Source organism: Natronoflexus pectinivorans, from assembly GCF_004345615.1.
Classification (GTDB): Bacteria; Bacteroidota; Bacteroidia; order Bacteroidales; family Marinilabiliaceae; genus Natronoflexus; species Natronoflexus pectinivorans.
Map to the genome: position 1 here is coordinate 54,773 of NZ_SLWK01000010.1, position 12,658 is coordinate 67,430.

Consider the following 12,658-nt stretch of genomic DNA (forward strand, 5'->3'; position numbering starts at 1 on the left):
CAAAATTTAATTCCACAAAATCAAAGAACTAACACAGAGTTAAAAAAACAGCATTGATTACCTTCCTCTTACCGGGCGTTCCTGTCTCTGCGTACGCTGTGTCTCTCTAAAGGCATCACCGTTGGTTTCGGGACGCGAAGCCGGACGATTTTCCACTCTTCCTCTCTCATCACGCGCAGATTGGCTGCGATTTCTTACGGCTTCGCTTCTCTCTGCGCCCCTGGCTCTGTTTTCACGAGCATTCTCTCTTGCGGCTTCTCTACGCTCGACTCCATCAGTACGACGCTGCTGAGCCTCTTCCATTGCTTCGCCACTGCGATTGCGGTCACGATTTTGCAAAGCCTCTTCACTTGTTGACATACCTTGTTCTACACCCTCCTGCTGTCTTTCACGAGCTTGTTGAAGGGCTTCCTGAGCCTGTTGATTTTGGATTTGCTCCTGAGTTTCTGTTCGTTCCTGATTCTGGAGGGCTGTTTCTACCCTTTCACGGGTTCGTTCCCGATTCTGCTCAGGCTCTTGTGCTACGGCAGCTGCACTTACCAGTGCTATGGCGGCCAAAAAAAGTTTTGTCTTCATCATTCCCGTTTTTATTATTTATAATTCAAATATGCACTTTGGATTATGAAAATTTGATGAAACCTACTCCATTTCAATTTAAAAGAGTTATAAATTGATTTCTAAGACGAGAATATTGCATACCTGCTTTGGATTTCAGCAAAAAAATAGATATTTTGTAAAATCAATTCATCGCCTATTCCTGAACAACAACATTATGAGTAATCCTGAAAATGAAACACATAATAGCTCCCCTCAAAGCTCACAAGAAATAAATGCCTTAATAAAAATAAGTCAGAGCATTATCAGCACCCTGGATTATCAGGAGATATTACAGATTATAAGCGATGGAATGGCCGAATTATTGGGCATTGAATCGGCTGCCATATACCTTCTTCAAAACGGAACTGATTTGTATCTGGGAGCTACAACTCCCGCTTTGGATAAAAACATGCCTGATTTTCTCAGACGAGCTAAGGTGGATGAACACCCTCACATTGTGAAACCTATTCAACAAAAATCACCCCATGTGGTTGAAGACACATCACTGGCTCAACTATCGGAAGCGGAAAGAGCAGTAATAGAAATACGAAATTTAAAAAGCCTGCTCTACTTCCCCTTTGTGCAAAAAGGAGATGTACTTGGAGTGCTGATTCTTGGAACCTGTAACCAAACGCTTAAATTTTCTGAACACCAGATTAGTCTGGGACAAACCGTGGCTAATCAGCTGGCAGTATCCATTCACAACGCACTATTGGTTGACGATTTAAAAAAGTACAAAAACCATCTGGAAGATCTCGTTCAGGAGAAAACAAACAGTCTTGACACAGCCATAGAAGAGCTTATGGCAGCCAACGAAGACCTCTTTGAAAAAAATGAGATCATCAACAACCAAAATGAAGAACTTAAAACAGCTCTTCAAAACCTTAAGGATGCACAATCACAACTGATACAGTCGGAAAAGATGGCATCGCTTGGGACGCTTACAGCCGGGGTGGCTCATGAAATCAACAACCCTTTAAATTTCCTAACAGGAGCTAGTTTAGGACTTGAGAACTATCTCGAAAAGGAGGCTCACAAAGATGATGAAGAGCTGAAACTTCTTGTTGAGAGCATACAAACAGGTGTTGAGCGCATCTCAAACATTGTAAGGGGACTGAACCAATTTAGCCGCTACAACCCCGATTTTAACGAAGAGTGCCAAATATCAACTATACTGGAAAATTGCCTGATTATGATGAACAACCAGATTAAAGATAAAATCACGGTGGAGAAGGATTTCTCAACAGGATTAAAAACCATGGGTAATGTTGGAAAAATTCACCAGCTGTTTATGAATCTTTTATTAAATTCAGTTCATGCCATTGACAACGAAGGGAAAATCACCATAAAAACTTTTCCCCGTGGGGAAAAGTTTGCTGTTATTGAGATAGAAGACAGCGGGTCAGGGATTGATGCAAACATCATCCACAAAATTACCGACCCGTTTTTTACAACAAAAGCTCCGGGCAAAGGTACCGGATTGGGTTTATCTATTAGTTACAACATCATAAAAGAACATAAAGGGCAATTAAAATTTGAATCAGAACCCGGAAAGGGCACCAAAGTACAAGTATTATTACCATTAAGATAAAATAGGATGAGCGAAAAAATAAAAGTTTTATATGTTGATGACGAACACTTGAATGTTCTCCTGTTCGAAATGAACTTCTCAAAGAAATTTGATGTGGTTACAGGCCAAGACGCTTTTGCCGGATTGGATTTATTGGATAAAAACCCGGATATAAAAGTTGTTATCAGCGACATGCGAATGCCTGAAATGAACGGACTTCAATTCATCGACAAGGCTAGAGAAAAATTTTCTGATAAGAAATATTTTATATTAACAGGGTTCGATATTACGCCTGAAATTCGTGAAGCTCTTGAAAAGAAAATCATATTGAAATATTTTATGAAACCTTTCAACATGAAGGAAATTGAAGGTGCAATTTATGAAGTGGTTTAAACCTTCACAGGCCATGTGAATGTAAACCGGGTTCCTTTTCCTTGCTCAGAGCTAACAACTAAGTCGATTTCATGAAAATCAGCGATGGATTTTGTAATGGCTAAACCAATTCCGGAACCACCTGTGGTTGCGGATTGCTTTTTGCGAAACCTTTCAAATAGAGACTTTTGAATTTCGGGGGAAATACCAGAGCCGTCGTCTATAATGTGAACCATAAAAAGTTTATCCCGTTTCTCCGACTTAATTTCTATACAGGTGGTATTTTCTGAATGCCTTATGGCATTGTTTACCACATTAAAAAACATAGAAAACATTAGCGAATGGTTGGCTACGTCGAAATGAAAATCATCGGCAAATCGATGGATTATTTCAATCTCTTTATCATTAGCCATTGGCTCCAGTTCTTCAATAACTTCCTTTAGAACCTCGCTAACAGTAAACCGTTCCTGCTTTAGATAGTGGCGACTTTCCACCCGGGCAATGAGCAAAAGTGAATTGACCATGCTTTTTAGCCGATGAAGTGTCATTAACGTTTCTTCAATTTTTTGAGCAGATTCTCCACTCAAGTTTTCATTTATCAATAAATTCTCCAACTTTCCACGCAATACAGATACCGGCGTAAGCAATTCATGAGAAATGTTTTGAGTTATCTCTTTCTCCTTCTTTAGCAGTTGATTCATTTTTCCCATTAATGATGTTAAAGTTTGGTCAAGAGAGGAAAAATCATCTGTAGAGGTTTTAATAACAGATTTGTCGTACAGGTGTGGTTCTGATGTTTTTGTGAGTTTACTGGTGATTTTTGTGAGAGGCCTGAGTAAATATGATGTATAAGAAAACTCAAAAGCAACAGATAAAACTACAAAGAGTGCAAGAAAAAACAGGGTAAGCAGGCGAATGTTTCTTTCAGCATCGGCAATACTTGACAAACTTTTACCAATTTCCAGCAGATACATTTCACCATCTACAAGGAATGAGTAATTGAGTACACGGTACTCAATTACCTGACTTTCTATGAGTCGTTCCGAAACTTCGATAAAATTCCAGTATTCATCCAAATCAACCTGCTCCAGGCTAATAAACTCCTCTTTTAAAATATTGTAACTGCCAAAATCGCCTTCGCGGGATTCTCCAACAAATGGAACAACACCATACTCTGAAATGAGGTCAATTACCATTTCACGTTTCTCAATCAGCTCATTATCTGTTTGTACTAAGTTGATGAGTTGCGACAAGTAAGGCGTTGCTGCCAAAAATATGACAACAAACAAAAGTTTAAAGAGGAGACTGGCAAGTGTTAGTTTATGTCGAAGCTTCATAATCTGCAACGTTTTTTGGGTTGGATTTTGGGTTTTAAAGCCATATCAAAATTCAGCTTTATAACCGACTCCCCGAACAGTAACAAGCCAATCTACGGGAGCATATCCGACCAGCTTTTTACGCAAATTCTTAATGTGTACATCAATGAAGTTGCTGTCGTACTGGTCGTCAAGAATATTACCCCAAATGTGTTCGTACAATTGAATTCGCGAAAGTGCTTTATTTCGGTTCAGAACCAGATATTGAAGCAAATCAAACTGTTTTTTGGTGATATCAACTTCATTTTGTCCACATTTCAGTATGCGTGCATTCATATCCATTTCAAACTCTCCGAAATGGATAAGGGGAGATTCCAGCTTAAACTTTCGCCGGCCAACTGCTTTCATTCGTGAAAGCAGTTCTACCAAAGCAAAAGGTTTGGCCAAATAGTCGTCAGCTCCCAAATTCAATCCTTTTACCCTGTCATCTATATCTCCCCTGGCCGTAATGACTATGATGGCTGCATCACTCTCAGAGTTTTTGATTTCATCAATTAAATCTAGTCCTTCATAATCGGGTAAACCCAAATCCAACAGCACAAAATCGTAAAGATTGACAGCAATCATTTCAGAAGCCTCCAGACCCGAATGAACTACATCGCAGATGTAGTTCTCTTTGCGCAGAAAATCAACAATTTCTGTAGCAAGGCTCACTTCATCCTCTACTATTAGTGCATTCATTTGAGTTGTTTAAAATATCCTGAAATATAAATTTACGAAAAAAAAGAATCCCTTTTGTGAAGGAAAATCGGGATCTTTATGAAATGGATAATAGTAAAGCGGTTCTGCTTCGAATGTGACATTGCCATAATTAAACGAAATGGGTACACTCAGTTCCAAATCCATCAGACCAAATGAAGTGTCTATTTCTTCTATGGTTTGTTCCAAGTTTCCAACCCCTGGGATGACTGTTCTGGTGGTGGATGTGTATAACTTATATCTGTCGCCAAAAACAAAATTAAAAGCCGGATTAAAATCCACAAACGCCTTGCCATCGAAAAAATCCGGCGTTGAGAAGTAGTGACTGTTTTTAATTTGGAAGTAACTTCCTCCCGACCTGTTAAGAATGGTGCTGTAGATGGTGCGAGTGTATAAAATGCGCCAATCGAAACCCGTTGAAACACTCAAATAGGAAAAATTTCCGAAATACTCTTCCTGAGCTGATTTTGCAGTAAAATAATTGGCCAAGGATGCTCTTACATCGAACCATGAATTGAAAACATGCCGATACCCAATTGCCATGTCATAAAATGTGACGGCAGGAGATTGGCCGTCCAGATTGTAGGCCATAAAAGCGAGTGACCATTTCCGATTGTAGCTGTACATTATATCCATTGAGTAAAATGGCTGACTACCGGAAAGAGAATATCCGCTGTAGAGCATATCGCTGCCATAACCTACACCCGCGTAAAGTGCATGTTTCGACGAGGCAGTTGAAACAGTATCAGAATTATTATTGCTAACCGGCAACATGCCGTTTATGGTGCTCATAAACATCAACATTCCGGTAACCATTAAAAGTTTAACCCTCATTCTCCAGATAAATGATAAATGTTTACCTTCTTCCCGGGCGATTTGGCCGGTCAGGTCTGCCAACTCCTTCGGGGCGTCCTGCTCCTGCGGGACGACCAGCACCTGATGGACGCTCAATTTCCGGACGAGCACCCCTGCGCTCCCTGCTGATATCAGGACGTGCTCCCTTTACCTCCTTCACCTCTTTGCCGGATGACTGGTTTCTATCTTCCCGTTCCAACCTGGTCTCCCTCTCTGGTTGCTCTTCCGTAATGGTTCGCTCTTCCCCATTATCTCGTTCCCTCTCCTGGTTCTCTGTGCGCTCTTTGGTTTCACGACCGCTCTCTTGCTCCTGTGCAGTGAGACTGAAAGCTGCGCAAATTAGAAACAGGAAAACGAGCACCCCCCATATTTCATACCTATACTTCATACCTATACCTGTTTGTTGATACTCCTAATACAAATATGCTTCACAATTTATGAAGGAATCATGAAAATCTACTGTTTGATTATAAAAAAAGTACATCCCTCACACATTATATTGTATAGAATACCTGCATAATCCAGAGCTTATCCGAACTAATACCCCATAGTTTTTGTTACCCTCGTAAAAAGAAAACCACACAAATATACTTATTTATATATTTGTTTTTATGCTTGTATTTAACTAACTTTAAATCGTTTCAATTCATAAAGTTAATAAATCAACCGCTATCCTAATTGAGATTATTATAAAGAAGTCGACACAATGTTTCAGCAATAACAGATATTTAATATTTCTGGAATGTTGAAAATTGAATGCTTTAGTTTTAAAATAATGAACATGATATACAAAACATTAATCCTTATTGGAATCTCAGTTTTGTTGGCATCATGCCAACAAAAATCCGGCTCAAGCAACAATGAAAGAAGAACAAACGTGGTAGTGAGCGAAGTTCAGGAGCGAGACATGTCATCGGTAAGGGTCGTAACTGCACCTGTTATTGCCTATAAGCGTGTTTATATTACGACTCGAACTTCAGGCCTTATAACGGAATTGCCTTTTGAGGAAGGAGACTTGGTAAAAAAAGGGGATATGTTGTTTCGACTGGATGTACGCAAGCAGGAAGCACAACTTCGCAATGCTCGTTCTGCTCTATTGGAAGCTCAACGACATTTTGAGCGTTCTAAAGTTTTATTTAAGGGAGAAGCCATTAGTGAAGAGCAATTTGAACAGGCAAACCGAACAATGGAAGCCGCTGAAAGCGAAGTTGATTTCTGGGAAGCGGAAGTCTCTTTTGGTAAAATGCATGCACAAATGGACGCCGTTGTCGCAGCAAAGCTTGCAGAACCGGGGACCAACGTTTCTGAAAATCAACGCATTTATACCATCGAAGACCACAACCTGTTGGTCGCACGTCCGGGAGTATCAGAGCTGGATGTAGTTCATCTTGCTAAAGGACAGGAAGTGGCTCTCACTTTTGATGTATTTGGTGAAGAAAGATTCACCGGCACCATAAGAAGAATATTTCCCGCAGCTGACCAAATCACCCGGTTATTTACAGTGGAAGTTGAAATTGACCAAAGTCAGACAGATTTCCCCATCCGTCCCGGCTACCTGACCCGTGTTTATTTCACCACAGATGAGCGAGCCAATGCCGTAGCTGTACCATCAGAAGGAATTGATTATGATAACGATGAGGCAATGGTATTTGTGATTGATGAGAACCAAACATTAACCCGCACCAAAGTAACTACAGGCATTGAAAGAGATGGATGGATAGAAATTACCGGTGGGATTCAACCCGGGCAAAAAATTGTTGCAGGTAATCTGGATTCTCTGGAGGACGGCATGAAAGTAAATGTCACAGGTAATTTCAGAAGGTATGGATTCAGAGAGTAAAATGAAAACATGACAACTAAAACTTCATGAAGAAAACAGAATCAGCAAATCATATAAAATCATCACTTTCGGTGCTATCCATAAAACGTCCGATAGCAACACTGGCATTAACATCGGTGGTTATTGTTTTAGGATTACTGTTTCTTAACCGTTTGCCGGTGAGTTTGCTTCCTGATGCAGATTACCCGCATATACGCGTGGTGGTGAACTATCCGGGAGTCACACCTGAAGTTATAGAAGAGCAGGTAACCAGAGTGCTAGAACGCAATTTGGCAGCAACAGAAAATCTGGCAGAGATACACGGACGGGCATCAGAAGGAAGAAGTTATATTGAGATGTATTTTGAGGTGGGAACCAACATTGATTTGGCACTTCAGGATGCTGCACGTCAGTTGGAACGTGCAAGAGCTGAATTGCCAATGGGCATTGATCCTCCCCGTTTAATGAAGATGGATCCGTCGCAGCAGCCGGTTTTTGAACTGGCTTTTAGTGCCACGGTAATGTCCCCCATCGAACTTCGCGACTGGATTGACCAACGGCTGGTTCCACAGCTTTTGGTGGTTCCCGGAACCGGTGCCATAGAAGTAGCAGGTGGTAAAGAGAGAGAAATTGATGTGGTGGTTAATCCCGAACGAATGCGTTCGTACGGATTAACTCTTGAAATGATTAGTCAGACATTGGCTCAGCGGAATGTTGACATTGCATCAGGAAACATAACCGGAAGCGAATACGATGTTTTGGCAAGAACCGAAAGCCGCTACCAGAATGCTACTCAGGTTGCCAACACCATTATAAAGCTACCCGGCAGCAGTCAATATATCCGTTTATCAGACGTGGCTGAAGTTTCAGATAGCCATCGTGAGCAGAGGCTGTTTGCAAGGTTTAAAGGGCTAGAAGCAGTTCAGGTCACCATTATGAAGCAACCTGAAGCCAACACTGTACAAGTAATTGAAGAACTGGAAAATCGCCTGCAGGAACTGCATTCTTCAGGATTTATTCCCCCCGGAGTAGAGTTTGAATCCATTCGTGACCAGTCTTTTTTCATTCGGGCTTCCATCCGTTCCGTGGCCACAGCAGCAGTTGCCGGAGGCCTTTTAGCCATGCTGGTCATTTTGCTATTTCTGGGCAGTTTCAGAAAATCAATCATCATCGGCTTAACACTGCCTGTTGTAATTTTTGCTGCATTCCTGATGATGTATGCGGGTAACCTGACTCTGAATGTTATGAGTTTGGGAGGACTGGCTTTAGGCGTGGGATTATTGATTGATAACGGATTGGTCATTCTTGAAAACATATTCCGGCATCAGGAGCAATTAAAAAAAGATGCCATTGAGTCTGCAAGTGAAGGGTCAAACGAAGTTTTTTCAGCGGTAATTGCCGGAACCATGACCAATCTGGCAGCAGTACTGCCATTCCTGTTCGTGACAGGAATGGCTGCCATGATTTTCCAGGAACTTATTTTAACCATCTCATTTGCCATAATAGCATCACTACTTGTGGCACTGACATTGGTTCCTACATTAGCTGTTTTGTTCTCCAAACTAAAAACCTCAGATAAAAAATCATCCTTTACTTTCTTTCAATCCGGAATGGAAAAATTGTCCGGTCGATACCGGAGCATCATTCCCAAGGCCATTGCTTACCGGTATCCGATTCTGGGTTTATCGCTTTTGTTGTTAATCGGGAGTGTTTTTGCTTTGCAAAACAGGGGCACAGATTTCTTCCCTCCGGTGGACGATGGGCGAATAACCATGCGATTTGTTTTACCTTTAGGAACATCGCCTGAGCCAACTTATGAGGCAGGCATTTTAATTGAAGAAGCCATTTCAGAAATGCCGCATGTGGAAACCTGGTATTTTACTTCGGGTGGGTACTTTCGGGGCGGACAGCTTTCAATTCGGGGTGGAATGATTGATATGGTGGTACAACTGACTCCATCATCCCAACGTAGAGGCTATACTGCCGAAAGATGGGTCTCGGCTTTTTCTAAAGAAATTGATAATTTGGGATTGCCTCTCATTCAAAAACGTATTCGGGGACCGCGAATTGAAGGACTTCAGACCTCTCTGGCAGACGATGACATTACCATAGGCATAACCGGAGAAGAGCTGAATGAATTGGAATCAACCGCACGCAGGATATTGTCCCGGGTGCAAAACATTGAAGGCGTTGGTAGTGTACAGATTGGAAGGGAAGAGAGAATTCCCCAACTAATTATCAGGCTGGATGATGAACGGGCATCTGATTTGGGTATTTCTGTGGGCGAAGCCGGACAAGCGTTGCGAACTGCAATTGATGGTTTTGTACCAACAAAGTATGTTACAGGAGGTTTTGAGTACAACATCAGAGTGAGAATGCCACGCGAAGTTACGGGCTCAGTGAGAAATCTTGCAAATGTACCGATGATTGCTGCCGATGGCCGATATTTCAACCTTGGAAGCATTGCAGGATTTGAAACGGTTATGTCACCAGCGCACATTGAGAGATTGAATCAGGTGAGAATCGTTCGCGTTAACATTACAGTGAATCAAGACATAGCCACCGTAGGCGAAGTCAATAACCGGATTCGTGAAGCCATGGCAGGTTTTGACATCCCCGATGGGTATGGAATCGTTTATGGAGGCGCTGCAGAGTCCATTGCAGAAACCAACCAATCACTCAGGCTGGCCATTATTCTAGCCATATTCTTTGTTTTGGTGGTGATGGCAGTACAGTATGAAAAACTTACCAGTCCCCTTGTCATAATAGCAACACTTCCATTTGCCTTCATCGGAGTTGCGTTAATTCTGTGGTTAACCAATACGGCGTTGAGTGCACCGGTATTATTGGGAGTTATTTTCCTGGTCGGGATAGTAATAAACAACGGAATCCTTCTGGTTGAATTTGCGGATAACTTTAGGTCTGACGCTCAAAAAACAGCAAAAGAAGCGGTTACCGAGGCAGGCAGCACCAGGCTTCGACCAATAATCATGACCACATTAACAACCGTATTGGGTATGCTGCCACTGGGGCTTGCCATTGGAGAAGGTTCAGAGTTGCTTCAGCCACTGGCTCTTGCCATCATTGGAGGATTAACTTTTGGCACCCTGATGACTTTGTTGCTGCTACCGGGAATTTATGTGATTGTGGATGATTTTAAAATTTACCTAAAACGAATTTTCACTTCTCAGCGATGACCAACATTTCAAAATCATTGGTTGATAGTTTGTCATCACGAGAGAATGCACCCAATTTGGCACCAAATATCTCTATTGTTGAAAACCCACAGGTTTTCAACAACCAGGTAATTTCACTTGGAACATAGTAACGTTCGTTGCATTCCAGTTCCTTCTCTACTCCATTGTCATCCACCACTTTTGTAATATTAAAATCCCTGAAAGTCATTAAATCAAAGGATTTGCTGTCGTATGTAGCTCCATCACCAACGCTGTCATTTTCATGAAAATCGTTGATTGAATGAAACAACGGAAATAATCCGTTGAGAGTTGTAAATATAAGCTTTGATTTATCCTTTAAGGATTTTGAGACATTTTGAAGTATCTCAAAATTCATTTCGTCGGTTTCCATTAAAGGAAAACCTCCTTCGCACATCATAATGGCCGCGTCAAACTGTTTTTCAAACGGCAAATTTCGGGCATCATGCCTTAAAAACTCAATCTCAAGATTGTTCTCTTTGGATTTTTCGCGGGCTCTTTGCAGTTGCGATTCTGACAAATCAATACCCGTAACCTGATATCCCCTTTTTGTTAGTTCAATGGTATGACGACCTGTACCACATCCAACATCAAGTATTTTGAGAGATTTATTGTAATTGAGTTCTTTCTCAATAAAATCGCACTCTCCCATAGTTCCCTGGGTAAATATTTCCTTGTCATATTTTTGAGAATAATTCTCAAAAAGGGTTTCGTACCATTTTTTGGGTTTCATAGGCGGTTAAATTATGGGCATCTATTCAGAATAAATAAAAAGCTAAAAAGAAACTCTCATCATATTAAAGTATATAACAAAGATAATTAATATTTTAGTCGAATATTATAATTTTAATGGTAACCACTTAAACAAAAATACAAAATGACTGATTACAGATTCTATTTAATGAAATTTATAAAGTTAAAGATGAGAACTTGCTTATTTCCGGGTTTTCTATTCTTTTTAATAGTTTTTTCAGGCTGCACAGAAAAATCGTCTAACGAAAAATGGGTTGGGACGTGGGTTACTGCTCCTCAGCTTGTTGAACCACATAATATGCCACCAGAGCCGGGACTTACCAATAATACGCTCAGGCAAATTGCCAGGGTTTCAATTGGAGGTGACAGTCTGAGAATCAGATTCTCAAATGAGTTCAGCACCAGTCCGGTTACCATGGAGAATGTTCAGATTGCGGTATCGAAAGGTGGACATGAAATTGACGCAGAGACCATAAAGAAACTGACCTTTAACAACAACAAAAAGATAACCATGCAACCCGGAACCGCCATTACTTCGGATCCGGTAGCTTTTAACCTCTCACCTCGAATGGATTTAGCCATTACCATCGCTTTTGGAGAAACCTCTCCTGATGTTACCGGCCATCCCGGGTCTCGAACCACGTCCTTCCTTGCTGTTGGAAACCAGGTTTCGGCAGCCATCTTTGATGAACCGGTTAAAGCTGACCGCTGGTATGTTATCAACAATATTGAAGTAAAAGCTCCTGAGAGTGCAGGCTCAATTGTTACTTTAGGAAATTCTATTACCGATGGTCGGGGCTCCGGAACAAACAAACAAAACAGATGGCCGGATATATTATCGGAAAGACTACTAAACAATGAAGCCACCAAAAACATAGGAGTTTTAAACCAGGGAATTGGAGGGAATTGTGTTTTACGTCCTTGTCTTGGTCCATCCATGCTTGACCGTTTTGAAAGAGATGTGCTCCAACAGAGTGGAGTTCGCTGGTTGATTATTTTGGCCGGGGTGAATGATTTGGGACAAACACCCGACAGCACAATTGCCTCAAAAGTTGCAGATGAACTTATTAAGGCATACGACTCCATGATAGTCAAAGCACATGAAAAAAACATAAAAGTATACGGAGCTACCATACTTCCTTTCGGAGAGTCTTTCTATTATGAAGATTACAGAGAGACAGCAAGAAACAAGGTCAATGACTGGATAAGAAACAGCGGACGATTTGATGCAGTGATTGATTTTGATAAGGAAATGAGGGAGTCCGATAATCCTGTAATGATATTATCAGACATGCACGATGGTGATTTTCTGCATCCTAATGAAGCAGGTTACCAAAGAATGGGTGAAGTTATCGACCTATCTCTGTTTAATTAAAACCTTCTACCGAGAACTTCAATCATA

11 protein-coding genes are annotated in these 12,658 nt (G+C 41.2%); 5 read left to right on the forward strand and 6 right to left on the reverse strand.

The window, feature by feature from the left end:
* Nucleotides 1–57: 57 nt before the first annotated feature.
* Nucleotides 58–576 carry a hypothetical protein gene (locus EV194_RS12550; RefSeq protein WP_132434388.1) on the reverse strand — a complete coding sequence of 173 codons (519 nt, stop codon included), beginning with the start codon at nt 574–576 and terminating at the stop codon, nt 58–60.
* A gap of 196 nt (nt 577–772) precedes the next feature.
* Between EV194_RS12550 and EV194_RS12555 the strand changes: the two genes are divergently transcribed.
* Together EV194_RS12555 and EV194_RS12560 are read left to right on the forward strand one after the other, a co-directional pair.
* Nucleotides 773–2,188, forward strand: coding sequence for a GAF domain-containing sensor histidine kinase (locus EV194_RS12555; protein WP_132434389.1), 1,416 nt, complete (start codon nt 773–775; stop codon nt 2,186–2,188).
* Between the two features lie 6 nt (nt 2,189–2,194).
* The gene (locus EV194_RS12560; protein ID WP_132434390.1) at nt 2,195–2,560 is read left to right on the forward strand and encodes a response regulator; all 366 of its coding nucleotides are present in this window, start codon (nt 2,195–2,197) and stop codon (nt 2,558–2,560) included.
* Here the strand turns inward: EV194_RS12560 and EV194_RS12565 are convergent.
* From EV194_RS12565 to EV194_RS12580, 4 genes are read right to left on the reverse strand one after another with little or no spacing between them, the layout of a single operon-like run.
* On the reverse strand, nt 2,557–3,876 hold the full coding sequence (locus EV194_RS12565; RefSeq protein ID WP_132434391.1) for a sensor histidine kinase: 1,320 nt from the start codon (nt 3,874–3,876) through the stop codon (nt 2,557–2,559). The genes EV194_RS12560 and EV194_RS12565 overlap by 4 nt on opposite strands.
* Nucleotides 3,877–3,921: 45 nt before the next feature.
* The gene (locus EV194_RS12570) at nt 3,922–4,596 is read right to left on the reverse strand and encodes a response regulator transcription factor (RefSeq protein WP_132434392.1); all 675 of its coding nucleotides are present in this window, start codon (nt 4,594–4,596) and stop codon (nt 3,922–3,924) included.
* Between the two features lie 9 nt (nt 4,597–4,605).
* Complete coding sequence (locus EV194_RS12575; protein WP_165921887.1) at nt 4,606–5,550, reverse strand: hypothetical protein; 945 nt, start codon at nt 5,548–5,550, stop codon at nt 4,606–4,608.
* Nucleotides 5,471–5,857 carry a hypothetical protein gene (locus EV194_RS12580; protein ID WP_132434394.1) on the reverse strand — a complete coding sequence of 129 codons (387 nt, stop codon included), beginning with the start codon at nt 5,855–5,857 and terminating at the stop codon, nt 5,471–5,473. Before EV194_RS12580 ends, EV194_RS12575 begins: the two co-directional genes overlap by 80 nt.
* Before the next feature lie 393 nt (nt 5,858–6,250).
* On the opposite strand from EV194_RS12580, the gene EV194_RS12585 reads away from it, so the two are divergent.
* Together EV194_RS12585 and EV194_RS12590 are read left to right on the forward strand one after the other, a co-directional pair.
* Complete coding sequence (locus tag EV194_RS12585; RefSeq protein ID WP_165921888.1) at nt 6,251–7,309, forward strand: efflux RND transporter periplasmic adaptor subunit; 1,059 nt, start codon at nt 6,251–6,253, stop codon at nt 7,307–7,309.
* Nucleotides 7,310–7,335: 26 nt separating this feature from the next.
* A complete protein-coding gene (locus EV194_RS12590) occupies nt 7,336–10,485 on the forward strand; it encodes an efflux RND transporter permease subunit (RefSeq protein WP_132434396.1) in 3,150 nt (1,049 codons plus the stop codon).
* On the opposite strand, the gene EV194_RS12595 is transcribed toward EV194_RS12590, so the two are convergent.
* On the reverse strand, nt 10,469–11,236 hold the full coding sequence (locus EV194_RS12595; protein ID WP_132434397.1) for a class I SAM-dependent methyltransferase: 768 nt from the start codon (nt 11,234–11,236) through the stop codon (nt 10,469–10,471). The genes EV194_RS12590 and EV194_RS12595 overlap by 17 nt on opposite strands.
* Before the next feature lie 189 nt (nt 11,237–11,425).
* Between EV194_RS12595 and EV194_RS12600 the strand changes: the two genes are divergently transcribed.
* On the forward strand, nt 11,426–12,631 hold the full coding sequence (locus EV194_RS12600) for an SGNH/GDSL hydrolase family protein (protein ID WP_243699410.1): 1,206 nt from the start codon (nt 11,426–11,428) through the stop codon (nt 12,629–12,631).
* Nucleotides 12,632–12,658: the final 27 nt, after the last annotated feature.